Consider the following 25,081-nt stretch of genomic DNA (forward strand, 5'->3'; position numbering starts at 1 on the left):
CACCATCAGCTCGTTCCAGCGGTGACGGGTCATCATGGTAGTGAGCCCGGAGAACAGGGCCCAGCTCTTGCGGCGCCACCCCTTGAGGCGCAGGTTGTGCGCCACCAGCTGTTTCATCAGCTTGTGGTCGTCGAAGCCGCGCCATTCGCCGACCACCGACATCTGGTGGCGTGCCAGCACCGGCGCGAGCTCCAGGCGGAAGATCCACTCCAGTTCGCGCAGCGTCAGCCCGTGACGTTCGATCTCCTCTATCATGCGGGCATAGTCGCGTTCGCCGGGTTCGCGTTCGAGCCACAGCGGCGCCAGCGTCAGCCACAGCTCGCCGCGCTCGTCGACCAGGGTCTGTGCATCCATATCGTGCCTCCAGCATGAGGGCTTGCCCGGGAAGAGCATCCTGCCCCAGCCGCCGACGCGGCTCAAGGGCGGACAGGATGCGACGTGGTCGCTAGAATGTGGCCACTGTTACTCCGAATCAACGGGCGAGGCCAGGTTCCCCGCCCGACACCCATCAGCGAGGTCTGTCGTGATCATCAAACCCAAGGTTCGCGGTTTCATCTGCACCACCACCCACCCCGTCGGCTGCGAGAAGAACGTGCTCGAGCAGATCGAGGCCACCCGGGCCCGCGGCCTGAACAAGAGTGCCGGGCCGAAGAAGGTGCTGGTGATCGGCGCCTCCAGCGGCTACGGCCTGGCGGCCCGCATCACCGCGGCCTTCGGCTACGGCGCCGACACCCTGGGGGTGTTCTTCGAGAAGCCGGGCAGCGAGAAGAAACCGGGCACCGCCGGCTGGTACAACAGCGCCGCCTTCGACCGCTTCGCCAAGGCCGAGGGCCTCTACAGCAAGTCGATCAACGGCGACGCCTTCTCCCACGAGGCCCGCGAGAAGGCCATCGAGCTGATCCAGCAGGACCTGGGCCAGGTCGACCTGGTGGTCTACTCGCTGGCCTCGCCGGTACGCAAGCTGCCCGACAGCGGCGAGCTCAAGCGCTCGAGCCTCAAGCCGATCGGCGAGCCCTACCGCGCCACCGCCATCGACACCAACAAGGACACCATCATCGAGGCCGAGGTCGAACCCGCCACCGAGCAGGAGATCGAGGACACCAAGGCGGTGATGGGCGGCGAGGACTGGGAGCTGTGGATCGATGCCCTGGACAGGGCCGGCGTGCTCGCGCCCGGGGCCCGCAGCGTGGCCTTCAGCTACATCGGCACCGAGATCACCTGGCCGATCTACTGGCACGGGGCCCTGGGCAAGGCCAAGGAGGACCTGGACCGGGCCGCCGGTGAGATCGACGCCAGGCTCAAGGCCAGCGGCGGTGGCGCCAACGTGGCGGTGCTCAAGTCGGTGGTGACCCAGGCCAGCGCCGCCATCCCGGTCATGCCGCTCTACATCGCCATGGTCTACAAGGTGATGAAGGAGCAGGGCCTGCACGAGGGCACCATCGACCAGCTCAACCGCCTGTTCGGCGAGCACCTCTATTCATCTCAAGGACGGGGTGGCAGCTTGGATACCGACGAGGCCGGCCGCCTGCGCCTCGACGACTGGGAGCTGCGCGACGATGTCCAGCAGGCGTGCAAGGCGCTGTGGCCGAAGGTGACCACCGAGAATCTGTTCGAGATAACCGACTATGCTGGTTACAAGCACGAGTTCCTCAAGCTGTTCGGGTTCGAGCGCGACGACGTGGACTATGACGCCGACGTGGATCCCGTGGCGGAATTCGATGTCGTAAACCTGTAGGCGGGCATTCCCGACCCGGCGTCTTCCCGGGCCACGCGCCTGCCACTCATCGACGACGGGATGAGCAGGAGGTCCGTATGGATACCAGGGAAAGCAAGACCCCGGAGGAAGAAAGGAACCACGTGATGGGACAGCGTACTCCGGAGGACTACGACAACCCCGAGCCGGACGAAGAGCAACCCGAGGCGAAGGCCCCCTCGCACGGGCTCCATCGCGTGTTGCCCATCGTCATCGTCGTCCTCGGCCTGGTGGTGGCGGCGATGCTGATCTTCAGCGGTGGTGTCATCGACTGACCTCCCGCCACCGGGCCGAGCGGTCCGGTGGCGCCTGATCCCTGACCCGTTGTGAGGCGGGGCTGTGGTTCGCCCCGGCCTTGGGTAAGATAAGCCTTTGCCCGGCCAAGGCTCCGCTTCGCATGTCCGACTCCGTATCTCCTTCCCGCACGTCGACCCTGACGCGGCATGTCGGTGTCGTGGTGCTGCCCGGCTTCTCGCTGCTGGCCCAGGCCTGCGCCACCGAGCCGCTCGCGGTGGCCAACCAGCTCGCCGGCCGGACCCTCTATCGGCTCACCACCTTTAGCCTCGATGCCCGCCCGGTGACCAGCGGCTCCCAGCAGGTACTGCTGCCCCACGAGCGGGCCGGCGAGGCCTTCGCCGGGCTCGACCTGCTGCTGGTCTGCGCTTCCGGGCCGCTGGCGTCGGGGGTGCCCGAGTCCCTCTTCGCGTGGCTGAAGCGGCTGGCGGCCAGGGGGGTGGTACTGGGGGGCATCGGCGGCGGGACCGAGGTGCTGGCCCGGGCCGGGGTGCTGGACGGTTACCGGGCCACGCTGCCCTGGCAGCGCTTCGACGCCTTCGCCCGCGCCTACCCCCGGGTGCGGCTCTCCCAGCAGCTGTTCGAGATCGACCGCGACCGCCTGACCTGCGGTGGCGGCACCGCGGCCATGGACATGATGATGACCCTGATCGGCAGCCAGCAGGGCAGCCAACTGGCCGAACGGGTCTCGGAGCACTTCGTGCTCGAGCGGGTGCGCATGGGCGACGAACCCCAGCAGGTCTCGCTGCGCTCGCGGCTGGGGCATGCCCCCCAGAGCCTGATCGAGGCGGTGTCCCTGATGGAGGCCAACATCGAGGAGCCGCTCAGCACCCATGAGCTCGCCGAGCACCTGGGCATCTCGCGGCGCCAGCTCGAGCGGCTGTTCAAGAAGTACCTGCAGGCGGTCCCCAGCCGTTACTACCTGGGCCTGCGGCTGCAGCAGGCGCGCAAGCTGCTGCGCGAGAGCGACCGCCCCGCCGGCGAGATCGCCCTGCAGACCGGCTTCTCCTCGGCGGCGCACTTCTCCACCGCCTACCGCAATCATTTCGGCATGACGCCGCGGGAAGAGCGTCTGTCCTGAACGTCCATTCGACGCGGGAGGCACGCTTGAGCGCCCTGAGGCCCCATCTGTTCCTGCTGCCGGCGTTCACCATGCCTGGCGCCTGCTGGGGGATTGCCTCCTGCCGGCCCAGGTCGTCGGCGGCCAGGTGGTCGTCGTCGGGGTCTGGTGCACCATGGGAGGTGCGGCATCGGGCGACCTGAACGAGAGGCGTCGCGCGAGCTGAGCGGGCGTCGGCGAGAAGGGCCACCGCCTGCCTCGCCGCGGCGTTTACACAAATTGGGGTCCCATTGCTGAAAGCTTCCCTCGACGCCGCTCCCTATACTCGAGTCTCATCCAGTGATTCCTGACCGATGGAGTGGAGACCGACATGAGCCAGACCCCGACCCGCGTCGACTTCGACCGTTACATGGTGCCCAACTACGCCCCCCAGAAGGCGATACCGGTGCGCGGCGAGGGGAGCCGCCTGTGGGACCAGGAGGGGCGCGAATACATCGACTTCGCCGGCGGCATCGCCGTCAACTCGCTCGGCCATTGCCATCCGGTGCTGGTCGAGGCCCTCACCGCGCAGGCGAACCGGCTCTGGCACCTCTCCAACGTCTACACCAACGAGCCGGCGCTGGCCCTGGCCCGCAGCCTGGTCGAGCGCACCTTCGCCGACAAGGTCTACCTCTGCTCCTCCGGCGGCGAGGCCAACGAGGCGGCCCTCAAGCTGGCCCGGCGCTGGGCTCATGACCACCATGGCGAGCACAAGCACCGCATCGTCTCCTTCGCACAGTCCTTCCACGGCCGCACCTTCTTCACCGTCAGCGTCGGCGGCCAGCCCAAGTACTCCGCTGGCTTCGGCCCGGTGCCCGGTGGCATCGTGCACGGCGAGTACAACGATCTCGACAGCGTGCGCGACCTGATCGACGACGACACCTGTGCGGTGATGGTCGAGCCGATGCAGGGCGAGGGCGGCATCGTGCCCGCCACGCCGGAGTTCCTCCAGGGACTGCGCGACCTGTGCGATGCCCACGACGCCCTGCTGATCTTCGACGAGGTGCAGACCGGTGCCGGCCGTACCGGCTCGCTCTACGCCTACCAGCAGTACGGCGTGACGCCGGACATCCTGACCAGCGCCAAGTCGCTGGGGGGCGGCTTCCCGGTGGGCGCCATGCTGACCACCGATGCCGTCGCCGGGGTCTTCACCCCGGGGACCCACGGCTCCACCTACGGCGGCAACCCGCTCGCCTCGGCGGTGGCGCTCGCCGCCGTCGAGTTCATCGACACGCCCGAGGTGCTCGCGGGCGTGCAGCAGCGTCACGACCTCATCCGCGAGCACCTGGAGACGATCAACCGCAAGCACGACGTGTTCCGCGAGATCCGCGGCATGGGGCTGCTGATCGGCGCCGAGATGGCCCCCGACTACGCGGGCCGGGCCAAGGACATCCTGCCGCTGGCCCTCGAGGAGGGGCTGATGGCGCTGATCGCCGGGCCCAACGTGCTGCGCCTGGCGCCGTCGCTGGTGATTCCCGAGGCCGACATCGCCGAAGGCATGGCACGCCTCGAGCGGGCCGTGGCGCGGCTGGTGGCGGCGCAGTGAGTCGCGGCCCCGCCATGGATGACGACGTATCCCGATCCGGAGGTACCGCCATGCTGGTCGTACGCCCCGTCCGCCCGGCGGACCTGCCGGCCCTGGAACGGCTGGCCGGGACCGCCACCCCGCGGTTGACCAACCTGCCGGCCCATCGCGACCGCCTCGAGGAGCGGATCACCCGCTCCCGCCAGGCCTTCGGCCACGAGGTGGAGTTTCCCGGCGACGAGCACTACACCTTCGTGCTCGAGGACCTGGAGCGCGGCGAGGTGGTGGGGACCGCCACCGTGCGCGCCCAGGCCGGCGCCCGCGAGGCCTACTACACCTATCGCCAGGAGACGCTGATCCACGCCTCGCAGCAGCTCGACGTGCGTCGCGAGGTGCAGACCCTGGCGCTCTCCCACGAGGTCTCCGAGGCGAGCCTGCTGTGCGCCCTGTCGCTGGACCCGCGCTACAAGGGGACCAGCGCCGAGAGCCTGCTGCGCCGGGCGCGGCTGATGTTCATCGCCCAGTACCCGGAGCGCTTCGCCGACATCCTGGCGATGGCCTTCCCCGGCTACCTGGACGACAGCGGCGAGTCGCCGTTCTGGAACAGCGTGGGTCGCCACTTCTTCGTCCGCGACTACCAGGAGATCAACTACCTGGCCGGGGTGCGCTCGAAGAGCTTCATCGCCGAGGTGATGCCGCAGTTCCCGCTCTACCTGGCGCTGCTCACCCCCCAGGCCCGGGCCGCCATCGGTCGCGAGCACCCCGACCACGAGGAGGCCTTGGCCGAGATGCTGGCCGAGGGTTTCCTGCGCTCGCGCCACGTGGACATCTTCGATGCCGGCCCGGTGATCAAGGGCGAGCGCGAGCGGTTCGCCAGCTTCCGGCGGGCCGCCTGGCATCCGGTACGCATCCGCCCGGACCACGCCCTGCCCGATGCCGAGCCGGCCATGATCGCCAACCAGCAGCTGGCGGACTTCCGCTGCATGGTGGCGCGCTATGCGCTGTCGCCCACCGGCCAGCTGATGCTCTCGCCCGAGCACGCCGACCTGCTGGGGGTGGAGGAGGGCCGCGCGGTGCTCGCGGCGCCGTTGGCGCTGCCGGGGGCGGGCGAGCACGACCCGGGCTATGACGAGGGGGAGCTGTGATGCGCATTCGACCCATTGCCGAAGGCGACCTGGACGACCTGCAGGCCCTGGCCCGGGAAACCGGCGTGGGCTTCACCTCGCTGCCCGACAACCGCGACTTCCTGGCCGCCAAGATCGCCTCCGCGGTGAGCGCCTTCGAGGAACGCATCCCGGTGGACCGGCGGCTCTACTTCTTCGTGCTCGAGGACGAGGTCCAGGGCAAGCTGGCCGGCTGCTGCGCCATCGAGGGACAGGTGGGGCGCGAGGTGCCCTTCTATCACTACCGGCTGGGCACCCTGGCCCACTCCTCGGTGCAGCTCGACATGCATCGCACCATCGATACGCTGTTCCTGAGTTCCGACCATACCGGCGATGCCGAGGTGGCCTCGCTGTTCCTGCGCCCGGAGTACCGCGGCACCGACCACCGTCACCAGCGCAACGGCGCCCTGCTGTCGATGATGCGCTGGCTGTTCATGGCCGAGTTCCGCGACCGCTTCCCGGACAAGGTGCTGGCGGAGATGCGCGGCGTCTTCGACGAGCACGGCAGGAGCCCCTTCTGGCACTGCCTGGGCAGCCACTTCTTCCCGCTGGACTTCGATGAGGCGGACAAGCTCACGGGGCTGGGACAGAAGAGCTTCATCGGCGAGCTGATGCCCAAGTTCCCGATCTACACGCCCTTCCTCTCGGAAGAGGCGCGGGCCTGCATCGGCCAGGTCCACGCCCAGACCCGGCCGGCGCTGGCGATGCTGAAGAAGGAGGGCCTGCGCTGGGAGGGCTACATCGACATCTTCGACGGTGGCCCCACGGTGGAAGCCTACATCGACGACGTGCGCGGCGTGCGCCTGTCGCGCCACTGCCGGGTGGAGGTCAAGGCCGGCGCCACGCCTACCGAGGCGCGTCCCCGCTGGCTGGCGGCCACCACCGGCATGGCCGGTTTCCGGGCCGCCTGGGTGGGGCGCGGGCCCGACGCACATGACGTATTGACACTGAGCGAGGAGGAAGCGCGGCGGCTCGAGGTCGCCGCGGGCGATACCCTGCGCATACTGGATACCGAGGAGGAGGCGTGATGAAGGCGAGACGGCAACTGCTGATCGACGGCCACTGGCAGGAGGGAAGCGGCGAGCACTTCGCCAAGCACGACCCGGTGTCCGACGAACGCCTCTGGCAGGGAGGGGCCGCCAGCGAGGGGCAGGTCGAGGCGGCGGTGGCCGCGGCGCGCCGCGCCTTCCCGGCCTGGGCCCGGACGCCGTTCGCCGAGCGCCAGGCGCTGGTGGAGCGCTTTCGCGAGGTGCTGGAGTCCCATCGCGAGGACCTGGCCACGGCCATCGCCCACGAGACCGGCAAGCCGCTGTGGGAGGCGCGCACCGAGGTGGGGGCGATGATCGGCAAGGTGGCGATCTCGATCCGCGCCTACCAGAAGCGTACCGGCGAGCGCCGCCGCGACCTGGGCGACGCGACGGCGGTACTGCGCCATCGCCCCCACGGCGTGATGGCGGTGTTCGGCCCCTACAACTTCCCCGGCCACCTGCCCAACGGCCATATCGTGCCGGCGCTGCTGGCCGGCAACAGCGTGGTGTTCAAGCCCAGCGAGCAGACCCCGCTGACCGCCGACCTCACCCTGCAGTGCTGGCAGGAGGCCGGGCTCCCCGACGGCGTGATCAACCTGGTGCAGGGGGCGGCCACGACGGGCCAGGCGCTCTCCGCCCACCCCGGCATCGATGGCCTGCTGTTCACCGGCAGCGCCCGGGTCGGCGGGATCCTGCATCGCCAGCTGGCCGGCCAGTTCGACAAGATCCTGGCGCTGGAGATGGGTGGCAACAATCCGCTGGTGGTGAAGGACGTGCCCGACCAGGACGCCGCGGTGCTGACCATCCTGCAGTCGGCCTTCCTCTCCGGTGGCCAGCGCTGCACCTGTGCGCGGCGGCTGATCGTGCCCGAGGGGCAGGTCGGTGACCATCTGCTCGACGCGCTCAGTGACGCCATCTTGCGGCTGCGGGTCGCCGGCCAGTTCGCGGAGCCGGCCCCCTTCTATGGCGGCCTGGTGAGTGCCCGGGCGGCGGACGGCCTGCTCAAGGCCCAGGACGACCTGGAGGCGTTGGGTGGCGTGGTGCTGTCGCGCATGGAGCGCCTGGAGGCGGGCACCAGCCTGCTCAGGCCGGCGCTGATCGACGTCACCGGCCTGCCGGTGCCGGACGAGGAGCACTTCGGCCCGCTGCTCAAGGTAAGCCGTTACCAGAGCTGGGATGAGGCCATCGCCCTGGCCAACGACACCCGCTACGGCCTCTCCGCCGGCCTGATCGGCGGAGAGCGCGCCGACTGGGACGACTTCCTGCTGCGCATCCGCGCCGGGATCAATAACTGGAACCGCCAGACCACCGGCGCCTCCGGCGACGCTCCCTTCGGTGGCGTCGGCGAGAGCGGCAACCACCGTCCCAGTGCCTTCTATGCCGCCGACTACTGCGCCTATCCGGTTGCCTCCATGGAGAGCGAGGGCCTGCACCTGCCGGACCAACTGCCGCCGGGGGTGGTGTTATGAGCGTCCGCGAGGTCAACTTCGATGGCCTGGTGGGGCCGACCCACAACTACTCGGGCCTGGCGCTGGGCAACGTGGCCTCCATGACCCACGAGGGGCTGGTGGCCAACCCCAGGGAGGCCGCCCTGCAGGGCCTGGCCAAGATGAAGGCGCTGATGGAGGCCGGCTACGCCCAGGGGGTGCTGCCGCCCCAGCAGCGCCCGGACCTGGGGGCGCTGCGCTCGCTCGGCTTCACCGGCAGCGATGCCGAGGTGCTGGCCCGGGCGGCGGGCGAGGCGCCGCAGATCCTGCGCGCGGTCTGTTCGGCCTCGAGCATGTGGACGGCCAATGCCGCCACCGTGACGCCGAGCGTCGACGCCCCGGATGGCCGGGTGCACTTCACCCCGGCCAACCTGCAGTCGAGCTTCCATCGCTTCCTGGAGCCGGCGACCACGGCGCGGGTACTGGCGGCGATCTTCCGCGACGAGGCGCGTTTCGCCCATCATCCGGTGTTGCCGGCGAGCCCGGCCTTTTCCGACGAGGGGGCGGCCAACCACACCCGGCTCTGCGGCGGTCACGGCGAGCCCGGCGTGCACCTGTATGTCTATGGCCGCGAGGCCTTCGGCTGGGGGCTCGACAAGGGCGTGGCCCCCAGGCGCTTCCCGGCCCGCCAGACCCTGGAGGCGAGCCAGGCGGTGGCGCGCCAGCACGGCCTCGGCGAGTCGCAGACGGTGTTCGCCCAGCAGCATCCCGACGCCATCGACGCCGGGGTCTTCCACAACGACGTCATCGCCGTGGGCAACGGCCCGGTGCTGCTCTACCACGAGATGGCCTTCCTCGACGAGCGGGCCACCCTGGACGAGCTGCGCGCCAAGCTCGCCACGCCGCTGATTCCGGTGCGGGTGCCGGCCGAGGCGGTCAGCCTCGAGGACGCCGTGGCCTCCTACCTGTTCAATTCGCAACTGCTCTCCAACCCGGACGGCTCCATGACCCTGGTGGTACCCGGCGAGTGCCAGGAGCGCGAGAGCGTCTGGCGCACCCTCCAGGATCACCTGCTGGCGGGCCACAACCCGATCGCCGAGGTGGTGGTCAAGGACGTCAAGCAGAGCATGCGCAACGGCGGCGGCCCCGCCTGCCTGCGGCTGCGGGTGGTGCTCAGCGAGGCCGAGCGCGCCGCGCTCTCCGGGCGGGTGCTGCTCGACGAGGCCCTCTTCGGCGAACTCACCGCCTGGGTCGAGCGCCACTACCGCGACCGCCTGGCACCGGAGGACCTGGCCGACCCACACCTGGCCGTCGAGACCCTCACCGCCCTGGATGAGCTGACGCGGATCCTCGCGATCGGTTCGGTATATCCCTTCCAACAGGGGTGAGGCGTCACCTCGACGCCTCCGCTACGATGGGTGTCGTGATCGATTCGGGAGGCCATGATGGCGACACTCGCAACGGGGGGCCGGGGAGGATGATGTCGGCGTCTTCCCCCCTGGCCGCCTACCGGCAGGCGGTCGAGCAGGGCGGCTTCGCGTCCGATGCGGCGCAGTGGCGGGCGGCCGATCATCTCGACCACTGCTTTCATGCCCTTCACCGGCAACAGGACGGCGTGACGGGCCAGGTGCCCGGCGTCTACCTGTGGGGGCCGGTGGGACGCGGCAAGACCTGGCTGATGGATGCCTTCCATCGGCGCCTCGACGTTCCTGCTCGTCGCCTGCACTTCCACCATTTCATGCGCTGGGTTCACCGGCGCCAGTTCCAGTTGCGCGGCACCGCCGACCCCTTGATGGCGCTGGCCCGGGAGCTGGGCGATGAGATTCGGGTGCTGTGCCTCGACGAGCTGTTCGTCAGCGATATCGCCGATGCGATGCTGCTCGGCCGGCTGCTGAGCGCGATGTTCGACCACGGGGTGACAATGGTCTGCACGTCCAATCAGGCACCCGACCAGCTCTATGCCGATGGCTTCAACCGGGACCGCTTCATCCCGGCCATTGCCGCCATCGAGCGGCATACGCAGGTGATCGAGCTGGACGGCGGCCAGGATCACCGGCTACACCCCGGCAAGGCGCACCCGCGCTACTGGGTGAAGCAGCCCGATCGGCCCAGTGCCCTCGCGGCAGTGTTCGAAAGCTTGCGCGGAGACCAGCGGGAGAGTCACGCGCCCATCGAGCTCGGCCATCGGTCGATCCCGGTGGTGCGACGCAGCGAACGGGTCCTCTGGTCTCGCTACGACGACCTGTGCGAGCAGCCGCTATCGGCGCTGGATTTCATCGTCCTCGCCGATCGCTTCACCCATATCCTGCTCGGTGAGGTCCCCTGCTTGAGCCAACGGGGACGGGGCACCGAGATCGCTCGGGGCACCGAGGACGGGGTAGCGCGTATCGAGGCCGGCGAGCGGTCGCTCCCCAAGCTGTCGCGGCAGGACGACGGCGTGCGTCGCTTCATTGCCCTGGTCGATGAGTGCTACGACCGGTGCATCCCGCTCTACCTCGAGGCCGAGGTGGGGCTGAGCGAACTCTATCCCCACGGCTACCTCGCCTTCCCGTTCCGGCGTGCCCTGAGCCGTCTGCAGGAGATGCAGCTGGAACGCTTCGGTATCGGCCCGTCGGCTGATCAATGGACCACTGCGCAAGGAGATCCCGAATGATCGATCGCCTGGAGATCGTTCGATTGACCGCCGAGTCCCCCCATCTCGCCTGGATTGCGGCCTGGCAGCATGCCGAGTGGGGGCACCTGACCTTTGGTGAGACGTCGGCGTCGCGGCTGTCGGCCCTTCGCGAGGAGTGCGGGGAGGCCGCCGGCGTGCCCTCGGCCTTCGTGGCCATGAGCGGGGGGCAGCCCGTGGGCACGGCGAGCCTGGTGGCGCAGGACATGGACGCACGACCCGCACTCTCGCCCTGGCTGGCGTCGGTGTTCGTGCTGCCCGAGTGGCGTGGCCGGGGCATCGCCTCGCGTCTCGTCCGGCGGGTCGAGGCCGAGGTGGCAGCGAGTGGCATCACCCGCTTCTATCTGTTCACTCCTGACCAGCAGGCGCTGTATCGCCGGCTGGGCTGGGAGGACCATGAAGTGCTCGACTATCGTGGCGAGGCCGTGACCATCATGACTCGTCTGGTCGATGCGCCGGTCTGACGGCCGTTCCACGAGCCCGGCCTGCCGTCAGGCGGTCTCGTCGGATATCGGCGTCAAGGGGTAGCCCGCGGCTTCCCAGTCTCGCTTGCCGCCGGCATAGTGGTATACCCGCGTGTAACCCAGGCGTTCGAGGCGCTCGGCCGATCGGCCGGCGCGCTTGCAGGTCGTGCTGGCACAGTAGACTACGATCGGGATGTGCTTGTCGGGCAGTAGCGCCGGGGCCCGCGCCAGGATGTCATCGGAGACGATATTGATGGCCCCCGGGAGGTGGCCCTTGGCGAAACTCTTCGCCGGCAGGGTATCGATCAGCACGAACTCATGGCCCTGTACTTGCCAGGCGCGCAGCGTCTCTGTCGCTATCGGAGTCATCGGTGCCATGGCCTATGTCGTGTCGGTGGGCTTGCGCGGCAGGTAGGCGTCCAGGCCCCACAGCAGGATCCCGAACAGCAGGTGCGGCAGCAGGGAGGCCGGAATCAGCCGGGGACCGATACCCAGCCCGGCGATCCCCCAGCCCACCACCGGAAAGAAGATCACCAGGATCACCAGCCACAGCGCCGCGGCAAGCCCCAGGGCCGTCTTGATGTTGCGTTGCGGGAAAAATCGCACGAACACCACGCACCAGAAGGTCACGTAGACGGTGTGGAACAGCAAGCCGACGGGTAGCGGCAGGCTGCGTGCCAGGATCGTTTCGGCGAAGGCCAGCGAGGGCGGTTGGGGGAAGGGGGAGACCCCCAGCCCCATCAGGGCACCCATCACCAGCGCCGTCAGCAGGGAAACGATCAGCCCGATTCCAATGGCGCGTGGCCAGGAACGGCCGGATGGTTGGACATCACTCATGCTGAACTCCTTGATCCGAATGGGCGTGAGCGAGCCGACGTCACCGTCTTGCGGAGGGGCAGCGCGGGCCACACGCCTCGGGCGTGTCGGCACAACAGGCGCCCACCAGGCCATCCGCCAGGTCGAGCAGGTCGCTGAAAGCCGCGGTATAGATCATGAACTGCCCTTCCCGGCGTGAGCTGACCAGGCCGACATGGGCCAGCTTCTGCAGGTGGAACGTCAGGGCGCTGGGCGCGATGCCCAGGGATTCCCCCAGTTTTCCGGCCGGCAGGCCGGCGGGACCGGCCCGTACCAGTGCCCGCACGATCGCCAGGCGCACGGGATGCGCCAGGGCGCCGAGTCGCTTGACCATCAGCTCATCGTTCATTTTTTCATCGTTGCATGAATTCATGAATTATTGAAATATCGATTATGACTAGGGTCATGACGGGTATCGATGATGCCGCGATGCCCTCCGCCGGCACGCCGCGCTCGGCCAGGGCATGCCTGGGCGAGCGCGGCGTGCGGCATTCGCTCAGCCGCCCGTGGCGGCACCCCCGACCACGCCGCCGCGCAGGCCGCTCTGGTTGTCGCTGGTCCTCAGGTGGCTGGCCACGGCGTCTTCCGGGGAGCCGGCCATCTCGCGGAACATGCCCATCGAGCCGAGCAGGGCACTGGACTCGTAGGGCACGAACACGCGCTCCCCTTCCCCGGCCATGTTGGGCAGGACCTTGATGTAACTCTGGCCCAGCAGGTAGCCGACCACGGTGCGCTTGTTCTCCTCGCTGTCGCCGATGGCATTGAGGACCAGCTTGATCGACTCCTGCTCGCCCTGGGCGCGCAGGATGGCGGACTGCTTGTCACCCTCGGCATTGAGGATCGCCGATTCGCGCTGCCCCTGGGCTTTGGCGATGGCCGCGGCCTTCTCGCCCTCGGCCTCGGTCACCGTGGCGCGACGCTTGCGCTCGGCGGCCATCTGCAGGCGCATGGCGGTCTCCACCTCCTCGGGCATGGCGATGTCCTGCACCTCGACCCGCGAGATCTTCACCCCCCACTTGGAGGCGGGTTCCTCCATGGCGGCCTGGATCTCGTTGTTGACCTCGGCACGGGACTCGAACAGCTTGTCGAGCTCCATCTTGCCGACCACCGAACGCAGGGTGGTCTTGGCCAGGATCTCGACGGCCTGGCTCATGTTCTCCACCTCGTAGACGGCGCGCTTGGGATCGATTACCTGGAAATACAACGCGCCGTTGATCGTGACGGTCACGTTGTCGGTGGTGACCACCGGTTGGCCGGGGAAGTCCATCACCGTTTCGCGGCGATCGATGCGCATCTCGCTGCTGGTGATCGGGTGATATTCCTCGCCGAGCCTCTTGTAGCGGATCATGGTGATGGCGCGGGGCTGCTCGATGAAGGGGATGATGATGTTGATCCCGCTCTCGAGCAGCCGGTGGAACGACCCCAGGCGCTCGATGACCATGACCTCGGACTGGCGTACGATCACCAGCCCCTTGACGATGATCAGGATGCCGATGACGACGACGATCAGGCTGAGGATCAGGCCCGGGCTGAGTGGTAGGTCCATGTTCACTGCTCCCTGTGTGGTGTGGAGGCGTTGCTCGTTGTGGATGACGCGTGGGGGGCGGACGAGACGAGGGCGGTGGTGCCGTCGAACCTCTCGAAGGTCACCAAGGTACCCGCCGGCAGCTCGGTAGCGCCGGTTTCCACCACCCGCAGGCGGTAGAAGTCGCCATTGATCTTGATGCCGGTGGCCCCGTCGAAGTCGCGCTTGAGGGTGGTGTAGGTGCGATGCTTCTCCACCCCGGTACCGGTGGTGCCGTAGGCCACGCCACGGGGCGAGAAGCGGGGCCGGATCACCATCACCGCTAGCGGCACCAGCAGCCCCGAGAACACGCCCATGCCCAGCAGCTGCCAGGGCAGCGACAGCCCCAGGGCGGCCAGGCCGGCGGTCAGGGCGGCGGCCACGCCCAGCGCCAGCAGCACCAGGCCGCCGGACATCAGTTCCGCCAGTCCCAGCAGCAGGGCGATGGCCAGCCAGAGATAGGCGAGGTTCCAGTCCATGGTGGCTCCGGTCCGGGGGTTGAGGCAGGCTGCTCCGAGAGTAACAGATTGTCAATCGTCGGTAGTGCTCCTGTCAGTAGAATTGTGATGCCTTGCCCGGTTCGACACGGCCACGCCCCGAGGCGGTCGCCCCGGGGCGTGGCCGTGGCGGGTCGGTCTTACTCGGCGGCGGCACGGGCCGCGGCGAGCCACTCGTCGACCATCTCGCGGTTGGCGTCGATCCACTCGGCCACCAGCGGACGGATCTGGTCGTCGGTGAGATCCTGTTCGTCCATGGCGCCGTCCACCTCGCTGATCCACTCCAGCGGCAACCGCACCTGACGGAACAGCTCGGCGGCGGCCGGGTTGGCCTCGAGGAAGTCGTTGTTGGCGGCGACCTGGATATCGGCGGCCACGAAGCCCATGTTGACGGGATCGCTGACCGCGCCCTCGACACCCTCGGTCCGCTCGGCCTCGTCCTCGACGATGCCCGGGGCGTTGATCCACATCACGTCTTCACCGGGCACCAGCGACAGCAGCCAGGCGCTGGGGCCCCAGGTGTAGTAGAGCGCCGGTTCGCCGTTCCGGATGCGCGACAGGGCCTCGGCGAAGTTGGCGGCGTAGCCGGCATCCACGTGGTTGATATGGTCGCGCAGCTCGAACTGGTCGAGCATGGCGTTGATGCCCTCGTGGCAGCCCCAGCCGGGGGGGCAGCCGAACAGGTCGGCCTTGCCGTCACCGGTGGCGTCGAAGGCGGCCTTCACCTCGTCGCGGGTGAAGTCATCGATCCCGGTGATGTCGTACTCCTCGATCGAGGGGGTATCCACCAGGTAGCCCTGGATGCCGCAGGCCGGGCAGTGGGGATCGAAGAGGGTGGCGACGTCGTGGAAGCCATCCGGCAGCTGCGGGTCGTGCAGCGGAAACCAGCCGTTGGGCCAGTAGTCGGCGTCGCCTTCGGTGATCGCCAGGTAGGCGACCGGGTTCGAGAGCGAAATGGGGGCCTGGACGTCGTAGCCGAGTTCGGTGAGCAGCTCGACGAATACCCAGCTCACGGGCACCGCCGAGGTCCAGGTCGCCATGGCCGGCTGCACCGACACGCCCTCGCCGGGCTGGTCGGCTGCCGTGTTCTCGGTGGCGGTGAGGGCCCAGGCCGCGGCGGCGGCCAGTACGGCCCACTTCAGCGGACGCGCAGTGCGGGCATGGTATTTCATCGCTTCAGCCTCCCTGGCAGCCTGTCGGACTTGACGCCGCTACCGCGAAATCCGTGTCTCTCGCGACGATCGGTCAAATCCGACAGGCTGCTAGCATGTTGAGAACGACAGGGAAATCGCTGCCCTGTCCCGGTGCCATCGAACGTCTGGAAATATCGTGTCACCTCCTTCCCGCTCAGGGGGCGTTGTTCCTGTTCCTGCCGGGGCCCTTTTCACCCAGCCCCTGGGTGATGCGGTCGAGGACCATGGCCAGCAGTACGATACCGATGCCGCCGACGAAGGCCTGGCCGATATTGAGCCGCTCGAGCCCGGCGTAGACCTCGAGGCCGAGGCCGCCGGCCCCGATGATGGCGGCGATCACCACCATGGACAGGGCGAGCATGATGGTCTGGTTGAGCCCGGCCATGATGGTCGGCATGGCCAGGGGAAACTGCACCTTCCACAGGATCTGGCGTGGCGTGGAGCCGAAGGCCACCGCCGCTTCGATGTACTCCTGGCGCACCTGGCGGATGCCCAGGTTGGTGAGGCGGATCATCGGCGGCATGGCGAAGATGATGGTGGCGATCAGCCCCGGCACGTTGCCGATGCTGAACAGCATCACCGCCGGCACCAGATAGACGAAGGGCGGGGTGGTCTGCATGATGTCGAGAATCGGGCGCATGGCGTTGGCGAAGCGGTCGCTGCGCGAACAGAGGATGCCCAGCGGCAGGCCGATGATGATGCAGAACAGCACCGCGGTGGCGACCAGCGACAGGGTGACCACCAGGGCATCCCAGACACCTATGAAGCCCACCAGGGCGAAGGCGATCAGGCTGAACAGCCCCACCCGCCAGGAGGCGGCCCGCCAGCCGATCAGGAAGATGCCGATCAGGAACAGCCCGGGGGGGATACCCGCCAGGGTCGTCTGGGTGAAGCCCATGACGCCCCGCACCGGCGGACTCACATAGGTGCGGAAGAAGTCGCGGAAGTTGCCGACGATCCAGTTGACCGCGTCGGTGATCCACTGCCGCACCGGCAGGGCCTCGAGCAGCCCGAAGGGGTCGGTGATCAGCTGGCGCAGGAGTTCGAGGATCTCGCTCATGATGACACCTCCTCCCGGGCCGGGTGCGGTTCGCTGCCGGCTGCCGGCCCGCGCTTCTCCAGGATACCCCTGATCAGCTGCGGTTCGTCGATCAGGCCCACGACCCGGCCGTCCTCCTCGGTCACCAGCATCGGTAGGGCGGAGCGGGTGCGTCCCCGCAGCACCCGGCGCAACACCGTTTCCCGCGGGCACTGCATCAGCAGGTCCTCGCGGCGGGTCTGCGGGGCCTCGGAGGCCAGCACGGTCTCCAGCGGCTGAATCTCCAGCTCACGATCGCCCCGCCGGGCCCGGCGCAGGCGGCCGTGATCATCCAGGCCGTACTGCAGTTCAGGCAGGTCGCGGTTGGCGACGAAGTGCACCCCCTCGGCGTCTGCCTGCCGGGGGAAGGCCTGGGGATCGAAGGGCAGGGCGATGGTGCCGGCAGTGATCACCCCGGTGGGGTCGGCATGCTCCACGAAACGGGCGACGTACTCGGTGCGCGGGTTGACCAGGATCTCCTCGGGCGTGCCGAGCTGGACCACTTCGCCCTCCTCCATGATGGCGATGTGGTCGCCGATATGCATGGCCTCGTCCAGGTCGTGGGTGATGAACAGGATGGTGCGGCCCAACTGCGCCTGGATCTTCTTCAGCTCCTGCTGCATGTTGACCTTGATCAGCGGGTCCAGGGCCGAGAAGGGCTCGTCCATCAGCAGGACCCGGGCATCGGTGGCCAGCGCCCGGGCCAGCCCGACCCGCTGCTGCATGCCGCCCGAGAGCTCGGCCGGGTAGGCGCGGCCCCAGTCGCCGAGCCCCACCATGTCCAGCATCTCCCCGGCGTGGCGCTGGCGTTCGGCCGGCGGGCGGCCCTGGACTTCCAGGCCATAGGCGACATTGGCGAGCACCGTGCGGTGGGGGAAGAGGGCGAAGTGCTGGAAGACCATGCTCATGTGGTACTTGCGCAGCTGGCGCAGGCGTTCCGGGGACAGCGCGGTGATGTCCACTTCCCCTTCGTCGGGGTGCTGGAAGAAGATGCGCCCGGCGGTGGGCTCGAACAGCCGGTTGACGCAGCGGATCAGGGTCGACTTGCCGCTGCCCGAGAGCCCCATGATGACGAACACCTCGCCGGGCTCCAGGGCGAAGCTGACCTTGTGCACCCCCAGCACATGGCCGGTCTCGGCCTGGATCTCGCTCTTGCCCTTGCCCGACTCCAGCAGCGGAAGCACCGATGCCGGGGCGGGACCGAATATCTTGGTGACATCCTCTGCACGAATCAAACCACGATCTCCCCTCTTGTCGGCTTGCGTCAGGCGACTTGCCTGCACCGCCGCTGTCAGGCAGCGGGTCTTTCCTCGTGTCGAGCAAGCTATTAACAGGGTAGACAATTCTATTCATGGGATGATCCGGCAGGTGACCCCCGGCCGTCAGGCAGTAGACGGGCGCGCGGGGGGCCGCCGTGAGATTAGATTGGTGCAAGAGTCTTCTGGCCCAGTAGACGGGCGCGCGGGGGGCCGCCCCTGGGCAGCCCCCTCCCGCATGGTCCAGGCGGGCCCGGCCTAGCCTGAACTTCATGGTGCCGGCGATACCGACACCCTTGCCGATCCCGGCCATATGGTTGATCACCGCGTCGACCTCCTCCTGCCCCTCGTCCTGACCGCCATGACTACGCCCCACCCATACGCCACCTCCTACGCCCCCGGGGAGGAGGCCCTCGCCGCGACGATTGGCGAGGCTAGCCTGGTCCGCCAGTCCACGCCGGCCGTGCGCCGGCCCATCGATCGGATAACAACAACCGGAGGTAGTCACCATGACCCCATCACGCCGCCATCTGCTGCTCCCCCTGGTCGCCGCCACCCTGGTCGTCGGCCTGGCCACGCCCGCCCTGGCCTTCGACGACGACCGCCTGACCATCTGGATCGGCGACAACAAGGGGCCCCAGGGCATCCGCGAGGTAGCCGAACGCTTCACCGCCGACACCGGCATCGCCATCGACATCATCCACCCCGACGACATGACCAACCGCTTCCAGCAGGCCGCCGGCAGCGGCCAGGGACCGGACATCGTCATTTTCGCCCACGACCGCCTGGGGGAGTGGGCCCAGAGCGGGCTGCTCAAGGCCGTCGCGCCCTCCGACGCCTACCGCGAACGCTACTTCGATTTCACCTGGGACGCCGTGGTCTGGAACGGCGAGACCTACGGCTACCCGGTCTCGGTGGAGTCGCTGGGGCTGATCTACAACAAGGCGCTGGTCGACGAGGCACCGGAGAGCTTCGACGAGCTGATGGCGCTGGACGCCGAGCTCGCCGAGCAGGACAAGAAGGCGATCCTCTTCGACTACGCCGAGCCCTACTTCAGCTGGCCCCTGCTGGCCGCCAATGGCGGTTACCCCTTCAAGCAGACCGAGGCGGGCTTCGATGTCGCCGACATCGGCGTCAACAACGCCGGGGCGATCCAGGGCGCCGAACTGCTCCTCGAGCTGATCGAGTCGGGGGCGCTGCCCGAGGGCACCGACTACAGCGTGACGGATACCCGTTTCAACCGCGGCGAGGTGGCCACCATGATCAGCGGCCCCTGGGCCTGGAGCAACCTGGAGAAGAGCGGCATCGACTTCGGCGTGGCGCTGCTGCCGAAGGTGGACGACGAGCGGGGCAGGCCGATGTTCGGGGTGATGACCGCCATGCTCAACTCGGCCACCCCCAACGACTTCCTGGCCATCGAGTTCCTCGAGAACTACCTGCTCGACGAGGAGGGGCTGCGCACCTTCAATAGCGACGGCTCGCTGGGCGCCGTGGCTCACCGCGCCTATCAGGCCGACCTCGAGAGCGACCCCAAGATCGCCGCCACCCTGGCCAACGCCGAGCTCGGCGTGCCGATGCCCAACATCCCCGAGATGGGTGCCTTCTGGGCCGCCATGGAGCCGGCGCTGCAGAACATCGGCAGCGGCCGCCAGACCCCGCAGGAGGCGCTGGACGCCGCCGCCCGTCGCATGCGCCAGTAAGCCCACTCGCCGGCGGCCCACGCCGCCGGCCCCTTCGCAGGACCGTCGTCATGTACATCACCAACGCCTCCCGGGGCCTGCCGCGGCACCGCTCGCGCCACCTCGGTGAACGCTACTCCCGCTGGGCGGCCCGCGCCCTGGTCGCCGCCCTCGTCATCTCGCTGATGTGGCTGGTACTGGCCTTCCACCTCAACGGCCAGTGGATGTTCGCCCTGCTGTTCCTGGTGCTCGGTGCCTCGCTCGCCGTGGTGTTCACCCGGCGCAGCCTGATGAGCCATCGCTATATCTTCCCGGCGCTGGCCGGGCTGGGCGTGTTCGTGATCTTCCCGCTGCTGTATACCATCGGCATCAGCTTCAGCAACTACAGCTCTGATAACCTGCTCAGCGAGGAGCGGGTACGCGCCCAGTTCCTCGGCCAGACCTATCAGGCAGAGGGTGCCGCCTACGACTTCACGGCCTACCGCGAAGGGGACGGGGTCCGCCTCTATCTGGAGGCGCGCGATGCCATGGCCGAGGAGGCCGGGGACGCCGCCGGGGTCGCACGGCGCTACGCCTCGGCGCCCCTCGAGCTGCAGGATACAGGGGAGCGGCGGGTGGCACTGCGCCCCGCCGAGGCGGCACCGTCCGGCGAGCCGCTGGCGATGCGCGAGATGATCGCCGCGCGTGATGCGCTCTCCGCCCTGCGCCTGGAGACCCCTGAGGGCATCGAACTGAGGATGACCGGCTTGCGCAGCTTCGCCCCGCTGCTGCCGCGCTATGCGGAGAATCCCGACGGCAGCCTCAGCGACCTGCGCGACGACACCACCCTGACCCCAGACCACGAGACCGGCTTCTTCGTCACCGAAGCGGGCGAACGCCTCACCCCCGGCTGGCCGGTGGCGGTGGGCCTGGACAACTACACGCGGATCTTCGCCGACCCGGACATCCGCGGGCCCTTCGTGCAGATCTTCGTCTGGACCTTCGTCTTCGCCGGGCTGACGGTGGCCTTCACCCTGGCGGTGGGCTTCGTACTGGCCACGCTGCTGCAGTGGGACCAGCTGCGCGGCAAGGCGATCTATCGCACCCTGCTGATCCTGCCCTACGCGGTGCCAGCGTTCATCTCGATCCTGATCTTCAAGGGCATGTTCAACCAGAACCATGGCGAGATTAACCTGATCCTGGAGAACCTCTTCGGCATCAGCCCCTCCTGGTTCACCGACCCGGCGCTGGCCCGCAGCATGCTGCTGATCGTCAACACCTGGCTCGGCTACCCCTACATGCTGCTGCTGTGCATGGGGCTGATCCAGTCGATCCCCCGCGACCTCTACGAGGCCTCGGCGGTGGACGGCGGCGGGCCCCTGACCAACCTGTGGCGCATCACGTTGCCACTGATTCTCAAGCCGCTGACGCCGCTGCTCATCGCCGCCTTCGCCTTCAACTTCAACAACTTCGTGCTGATCGCCCTGCTCACCGGCGGCAGCCCCGACATCCTCGGCGCCAGCACCCCGGCGGGAACCACCGACCTGCTGGTCAGCTACACCTATCGCATCGCCTTCCAGGACGCCGGCCAGCAGTTCGGCCTGGCGGCGGCCATCGCCACCCTGATCTTCCTGCTGGTGGTGGGGCTGTCGTGGCTCAATCTGCGCCTGTCCAAGGTCAAGGTCTAGGAGACACACTCATGGCCATGGTTCAACCCCGTTCCATCCGCGCCCGCAAGCTGGGCGCCCACCTCGCCCTGCTGGGCTTCGTATCGCTGGTGGTCTTCCCGCTGCTGCTGGTGATCTCGATCTCCTTCCGCGAGGGCAACTTCGCCACCGGCAGCCTGATTCCCGAGCGCTTCTCGCTGGAGCACTGGGCACTGGCCTTCGGCATTCCCTGGGAGCGCCCCGACGGCAGCGTGGTGCAGCCGCCGTTCCCGGTACTGCTGTGGCTGTGGAACTCGGTCAAGGTGGCGGTGGTGTCCTCGCTGATGATCCTGGCGCTCTCCACCACCAGCGCCTACGCCTTCGCGCGGATGCGCTTCCAGGGCAAGGCGCCGATCCTCAAGGGCATGCTGATCTTCCAGATGTTCCCGGCGGTGCTCTCGCTGGTGGCGCTCTACGCCCTCTTCGACCGCCTGGGGCAACTGGTGCCCTGGCTGGGCATCAACACCCACGGCGCGCTGATCGTCGCCTCGCTGGGCGCGGTGGCGCTGCATATCTGGACCATCAAGGGCTACTTCGAGTCCATCGACGGCTCCCTGGAGGAGGCGGCGATGGTCGACGGCGCCAGCACCTGGCAGGCCTTCCGCCACATCCTGCTGCCGCTGTCGGTGCCGATCCTGATGGTGGTGTTCATCCTCGCCTTCATCATGTCGATCATGGAGTACCCCATGGCCTCGGTGCTGCTGCTCGACGAGGACAAGCTGACCCTGGCCGTGGGCGCCCAGCAGTACCTGGCCGAGCACAACCAGCGCTGGGGGGACTTCGCCGCCGCCGCGGTGCTCTCCGGGTTGCCCATCACCGCGGCCTTCCTGCTCTGCCAGCGCTGGATCATCGGCGGGCTGACCGCCGGTGGCGTCAAGGGCTGAGGCCATGGCGTAAACCGGACTGTTTCCTCGTCCTGAGCAGAGCCTTGCTCGACCCCGGCCGGATAGCCGGGGTTTTTTATGGGAGGTAGACGGGGCTTCAGGCATCAGGACGGGCCGCGAGGGCCCGCTCGGCGATCGCCAGCAGGCCCTCGGGCCGCCAGGCGCTGCGACCGATGAAGAGGCCGGCGACCTCGGGCAGGGCGGCGAGCTCGGCGCAGTTGTCGAGGTTGACGCTGCCGCCGTAGAGCACCGGCAGGGGAACGCCCTGCGCCGTTGGCGGCAGCGCCTCGTGGATCCGGCGGTGCATCCAGCCGGCGTCCTCGGCCGTGGCCGGGGTACCGTGCTCGCCGATGGCCCAGACCGGCTCGTAGGCGATCAGCACGCGGTCCAGGGCCTCGGGGGGGACGCCGCTGAGGGCGATCCGGCATTGGCGGATCACGGTGTCGGCGGCCACGCCCTGGGCCTTCTCCTCGGCGGTCTCGCCCACGCAGATCAGCGGGCGCAGCCCCTGGGCCAGGGCGGCCTTGACCTTGCGGTTGATCGCCGTGTCGGTCTCGTTGAAGGACTCGCGCCGCTCGGAGTGCCCCAGCTCGACGATATCGGCGCCGCAATCCTGGACCATGAGCGGCGACACCTCCCCGGTGTAGGCGCCCGAATCGGCCCAGTGCATGTTCTGGGCCCCCACCATCACCGGGGTGTCGGCCAGCGCCCGGCACACCTCGCTCAGCGCGGTGAAGGGCGGAATCACGAAGCCCTGCAGCCGCGGGTCGCGCAGCAGCTCGGTGTCGTGCAGGGCGGCGCAGTAGTCGACGGCCTCGCCCAGCGTCTTGTTCATCTTCCAGCTGGTGCCTACCCAGAAAGGGGTCGTCATGGCGTGCTCCTCATGCTGTCGGTGTGTCGGTCGATGCCTGACTCAGGCATGCCGGATGCCGTAGTCGCGAATCCACTGCAGCGAGTCTTCCGTCCTGCCGCTGGGGCTGTACTCCAGCGAGATGTAACGATCGAAGCCCAGGCGCATCAGTTCGGCGAACAGGAAGCGGTAGTTGATCTCGCCGGTGCCCGGCTCGTGGCGTCCCGGGGTGTCCGCCAGCTGGATGAAGCCGATCCGCCCGTTGTGGCGACGGACCGTATCGACGAGCTCCCCCTCCGCGCGTTGCATCTGATAGAAGTCGTACTGGATCAAGAGGTTGGGGTGGTCCACGTCGTCCTGCAGGGCCACCGCCTGGGCCGTGTTGACCAGCGGATAGCCGGGGTGGGTGATGGGGTTGAGCGGCTCCACCAGCAGGCGGATGCCGGCCCGGGCGGTGGCCTCGGCGGCATGGCGCAGGTTGTCGATCAGGGTCCTGTGCTGCACCTCCCCGGACAGGTCATCGCGGGGGTAGCCCAGCGGGCAGTTGAGCTGGCCACAGCCCAGCCGACCGGCGATCTCGATGGTGGTGTCGAGCCCCTCGCGGAACTCGGCGGTGCGCTCGGGCAGGACCGCAATGCCGCGCTCGCCCGCCTCCCAGTCGCCCCCCGGCAGGTTGAAATGAATGATCGCCACGCCGGCCCGGGTCGCGGCATCACGAATGTCCTCGAGGCGCTCGCAGAACGGGTAGGGATTGTGGAACTCCACGTAGCGAAAGCCCGCGGCACGGGCCCGGGCGAAGCGCTCCAGGAAGGGCACCTCGGTGAACATGAACGTCAGATTGGCGGCGAGCTTGAGCACGCTGACCTCCCGCTTTGTCGTTGTCGGTGTGGGGCCGGGCCCGCCACGGCGTGGCGTCATCAGGCCCGCTAGCGCGAGGCTTCCGCAGGGGATGCCCAGGACAGGGGAATGTCTTGACAGCCCCGAAAACCTCCACTAGCGTTATTTTTAACAGTGAACGAACAAAATATCAAAACCGGAGTGAAGCATGAAGAATACCTCGCCGAGTCACAGCGAGAACGACCTGGCCCTGAGGGCGGCCTGGCTCTCCTATGTGGGGGGCTATACCCAGGCGCAGATCGCCGAGCGCCTGAGGGTGTCGCGCATGAAGGTGCACCGGCTGATCGCCGCGGCCCACGAGATGGGCGCGGTGCAGGTGTTCATCCAGGGCTCGCCCGAGGCGTTGCTGACCCTGGAAGACGAGCTCAAGCGGCGCATGAACCTCGAGATGTGCTCGGTGGTGCCCGCCATGCCCGCCGAGGAAGGCGCCAACCCCTTCGCCAATCTGGGCATGGCCGCGGCCTACTACCTGAAGAGCCGGCTGGATGCCAGGAGCGTCGAGGTGCTGGGACTGGGCTGGGGCCGCAGCCTCTCGGAGATGGTCAACTGCCTGCCGCAGATGGACTGCTCGGGGCTCAAGATGGTCCCCGTGCTGGGCAGCGTGGTGCGCAAGATGGCCTTGAACCCCTACGACGTCATCCATCGCCTGGTCGACAAGACCGGCGGCGAGGGCTACCTGCTGCCGGTGCCGCTGTTCGCCGACACCGCCGAGCACAAGCGGGTGCTGATGGAGCAGCGCAGCGTCCAGGACGTGATCAATATCGCCACGGCCGCCGACCTGACCATGGTGGGGCTGGGGGCCGTGCCGTCGCAGGGCCATTCGTTGCTCATGGAGCTCGGCGAGATCGACGCCGAGGATGCCCGCCGGCTGCACGAGGCCGGCGCCGAGGCGGAACTGCTGGGGCAGTTCCTGGATGCCCAGGGCCACCGGGTGGATTGCGAGATCAACGGTCGCACGCTGGGGCTGAGTCTCGAGCAGTTGCGCGACCATCACATCGTCGCCGTCGCCGGGGGCGAGGAGAAGGTGCGCGCCACCCTCTCGGTGTTGCGCAGTGGGCTGCTCAAGGGGCTGATCACCGACGAGGTCGTCGCTCGCCAGGTGCTCGCCCTGCTCGACGAGGACGAGACCTAGCCACGGCAGGCCCGGCTCGCACCCTCACGACGACGCCTAACACGAATACGACAACGACAACGACAGCGACAACACCAGGAGACACGC

General features: G+C 68.3%; 25 protein-coding genes. 14 read left to right on the forward strand and 11 right to left on the reverse strand.

Annotation, left to right across the window (positions count from 1 at the left end; translation table 11 throughout):
- Window positions 1-354 (reverse strand): DUF7079 family protein (locus tag MKP05_RS14845; RefSeq protein ID WP_240569054.1); only part of this gene is annotated, 354 nt, incomplete at its 3' end.
- Between the two features lie 169 nt (window positions 355-523).
- On the opposite strand from MKP05_RS14845, the gene fabV reads away from it, so the two are divergent.
- The 10 genes from fabV to MKP05_RS14895 all read left to right on the forward strand — a co-directional run bounded on the left by fabV (window position 524) and on the right by MKP05_RS14895 (window position 11,424).
- On the forward strand, window positions 524-1,735 hold the full coding sequence (gene fabV / locus MKP05_RS14850; RefSeq protein WP_240569055.1) for an enoyl-ACP reductase FabV: 1,212 nt from the start codon (window positions 524-526) through the stop codon (window positions 1,733-1,735).
- 77 nt (window positions 1,736-1,812) lie between these two features.
- Window positions 1,813-2,028 carry a hypothetical protein gene (locus MKP05_RS14855; RefSeq protein WP_240569056.1) on the forward strand — a complete coding sequence of 72 codons (216 nt, stop codon included), beginning with the start codon at window positions 1,813-1,815 and terminating at the stop codon, window positions 2,026-2,028.
- A 122-nt stretch (window positions 2,029-2,150) separates the two neighbouring features.
- Entirely contained in the window at window positions 2,151-3,128 is a 978-nt protein-coding gene (locus MKP05_RS14860; RefSeq protein WP_240569058.1) for a GlxA family transcriptional regulator, read from the forward strand.
- A 349-nt stretch (window positions 3,129-3,477) separates the two neighbouring features.
- Window positions 3,478-4,692: an aspartate aminotransferase family protein gene (locus tag MKP05_RS14865; protein ID WP_240569059.1), complete on the forward strand. Its 1,215-nt coding sequence runs from the start codon at window positions 3,478-3,480 to the stop codon at window positions 4,690-4,692.
- 50 nt (window positions 4,693-4,742) lie between these two features.
- Complete coding sequence (locus MKP05_RS14870) at window positions 4,743-5,816, forward strand: arginine N-succinyltransferase (protein ID WP_110282582.1); 1,074 nt, start codon at window positions 4,743-4,745, stop codon at window positions 5,814-5,816.
- A complete protein-coding gene (gene astA, locus MKP05_RS14875; protein WP_110282581.1) occupies window positions 5,816-6,862 on the forward strand; it encodes an arginine N-succinyltransferase in 1,047 nt (348 codons plus the stop codon). The genes MKP05_RS14870 and astA overlap by 1 nt, the downstream gene beginning before the upstream one ends.
- Window positions 6,862-8,331: a succinylglutamate-semialdehyde dehydrogenase gene (gene astD, locus MKP05_RS14880; protein WP_240569060.1), complete on the forward strand. Its 1,470-nt coding sequence runs from the start codon at window positions 6,862-6,864 to the stop codon at window positions 8,329-8,331. Before astA ends, astD begins: the two co-directional genes overlap by 1 nt.
- Entirely contained in the window at window positions 8,328-9,677 is a 1,350-nt protein-coding gene (astB, locus tag MKP05_RS14885; protein WP_240569061.1) for an N-succinylarginine dihydrolase, read from the forward strand. Before astD ends, astB begins: the two co-directional genes overlap by 4 nt.
- 92 nt (window positions 9,678-9,769) lie before the next feature.
- The gene (gene zapE / locus MKP05_RS14890; RefSeq protein ID WP_240569062.1) at window positions 9,770-10,942 is read left to right on the forward strand and encodes a cell division protein ZapE; all 1,173 of its coding nucleotides are present in this window, start codon (window positions 9,770-9,772) and stop codon (window positions 10,940-10,942) included.
- Window positions 10,939-11,424: a GNAT family N-acetyltransferase gene (locus MKP05_RS14895; protein WP_240569063.1), complete on the forward strand. Its 486-nt coding sequence runs from the start codon at window positions 10,939-10,941 to the stop codon at window positions 11,422-11,424. The genes zapE and MKP05_RS14895 overlap by 4 nt, the downstream gene beginning before the upstream one ends.
- 27 nt (window positions 11,425-11,451) lie before the next feature.
- On the opposite strand, the gene MKP05_RS14900 is transcribed toward MKP05_RS14895, so the two are convergent.
- The 8 genes from MKP05_RS14900 to MKP05_RS14935 all read right to left on the reverse strand — a co-directional run bounded on the left by MKP05_RS14900 (window position 11,452) and on the right by MKP05_RS14935 (window position 17,846).
- The gene (locus tag MKP05_RS14900) at window positions 11,452-11,802 is read right to left on the reverse strand and encodes a rhodanese-like domain-containing protein (protein WP_240569064.1); all 351 of its coding nucleotides are present in this window, start codon (window positions 11,800-11,802) and stop codon (window positions 11,452-11,454) included.
- Window positions 11,803-11,805: 3 nt separating this feature from the next.
- On the reverse strand, window positions 11,806-12,261 hold the full coding sequence (locus MKP05_RS14905) for a hypothetical protein (protein ID WP_240569065.1): 456 nt from the start codon (window positions 12,259-12,261) through the stop codon (window positions 11,806-11,808).
- Window positions 12,262-12,301: 40 nt separating this feature from the next.
- The gene (locus tag MKP05_RS14910; RefSeq protein ID WP_240569067.1) at window positions 12,302-12,628 is read right to left on the reverse strand and encodes an ArsR/SmtB family transcription factor; all 327 of its coding nucleotides are present in this window, start codon (window positions 12,626-12,628) and stop codon (window positions 12,302-12,304) included.
- Between the two features lie 147 nt (window positions 12,629-12,775).
- Window positions 12,776-13,825, reverse strand: coding sequence for an SPFH domain-containing protein (locus tag MKP05_RS14915; protein WP_240569068.1), 1,050 nt, complete (start codon window positions 13,823-13,825; stop codon window positions 12,776-12,778).
- Between the two features lie 2 nt (window positions 13,826-13,827).
- On the reverse strand, window positions 13,828-14,322 hold the full coding sequence (locus MKP05_RS14920; protein ID WP_240569069.1) for a nodulation efficiency, NfeD-like protein: 495 nt from the start codon (window positions 14,320-14,322) through the stop codon (window positions 13,828-13,830).
- Window positions 14,323-14,480: 158 nt separating this feature from the next.
- A complete protein-coding gene (proX, locus tag MKP05_RS14925; protein ID WP_240569070.1) occupies window positions 14,481-15,512 on the reverse strand; it encodes a glycine betaine/L-proline ABC transporter substrate-binding protein ProX in 1,032 nt (343 codons plus the stop codon).
- A gap of 175 nt (window positions 15,513-15,687) precedes the next feature.
- A complete protein-coding gene (locus MKP05_RS14930; protein WP_240569071.1) occupies window positions 15,688-16,593 on the reverse strand; it encodes an ABC transporter permease in 906 nt (301 codons plus the stop codon).
- On the reverse strand, window positions 16,590-17,846 hold the full coding sequence (locus tag MKP05_RS14935; protein ID WP_240569073.1) for a quaternary amine ABC transporter ATP-binding protein: 1,257 nt from the start codon (window positions 17,844-17,846) through the stop codon (window positions 16,590-16,592). The genes MKP05_RS14930 and MKP05_RS14935 overlap by 4 nt, the downstream gene beginning before the upstream one ends.
- A gap of 530 nt (window positions 17,847-18,376) precedes the next feature.
- On the opposite strand from MKP05_RS14935, the gene malE reads away from it, so the two are divergent.
- From malE to malG, 3 genes are read left to right on the forward strand one after another with little or no spacing between them, the layout of a single operon-like run.
- Window positions 18,377-19,567 (forward strand): maltose/maltodextrin ABC transporter substrate-binding protein MalE, encoded by a 1,191-nt coding sequence (malE, locus tag MKP05_RS14940; RefSeq protein ID WP_240569075.1) that lies wholly within the window; start codon window positions 18,377-18,379, stop codon window positions 19,565-19,567.
- Between the two features lie 50 nt (window positions 19,568-19,617).
- Window positions 19,618-21,213, forward strand: a complete 1,596-nt coding sequence (malF, locus tag MKP05_RS14945; protein WP_240569076.1) for a maltose ABC transporter permease MalF — start codon at window positions 19,618-19,620, stop codon at window positions 21,211-21,213.
- Window positions 21,214-21,224: 11 nt separating this feature from the next.
- Window positions 21,225-22,115 (forward strand): maltose ABC transporter permease MalG, encoded by an 891-nt coding sequence (gene malG / locus MKP05_RS14950; RefSeq protein ID WP_240569078.1) that lies wholly within the window; start codon window positions 21,225-21,227, stop codon window positions 22,113-22,115.
- Window positions 22,116-22,212: 97 nt separating this feature from the next.
- Here malG and MKP05_RS14955 read toward each other — a convergent pair whose 3' ends face one another.
- Window positions 22,213-22,986 (reverse strand): triose-phosphate isomerase, encoded by a 774-nt coding sequence (locus tag MKP05_RS14955; RefSeq protein WP_240569080.1) that lies wholly within the window; start codon window positions 22,984-22,986, stop codon window positions 22,213-22,215.
- Between the two features lie 42 nt (window positions 22,987-23,028).
- On the reverse strand, window positions 23,029-23,823 hold the full coding sequence (locus tag MKP05_RS14960) for a hydroxypyruvate isomerase family protein (protein WP_240569082.1): 795 nt from the start codon (window positions 23,821-23,823) through the stop codon (window positions 23,029-23,031).
- A gap of 187 nt (window positions 23,824-24,010) precedes the next feature.
- Here MKP05_RS14960 and MKP05_RS14965 point away from each other — a divergent pair, with 187 nt between their 5' ends.
- Window positions 24,011-24,994, forward strand: a complete 984-nt coding sequence (locus tag MKP05_RS14965) for a sugar-binding transcriptional regulator (RefSeq protein WP_240569083.1) — start codon at window positions 24,011-24,013, stop codon at window positions 24,992-24,994.
- The last annotated feature ends 87 nt before the right edge of the window (window positions 24,995-25,081 follow it).

Origin of the sequence: Halomonas flagellata, from assembly GCF_022487945.1 — a bacterium.
GTDB classification, from domain to species: domain Bacteria; phylum Pseudomonadota; class Gammaproteobacteria; order Pseudomonadales; family Halomonadaceae; genus Halomonas; species Halomonas flagellata.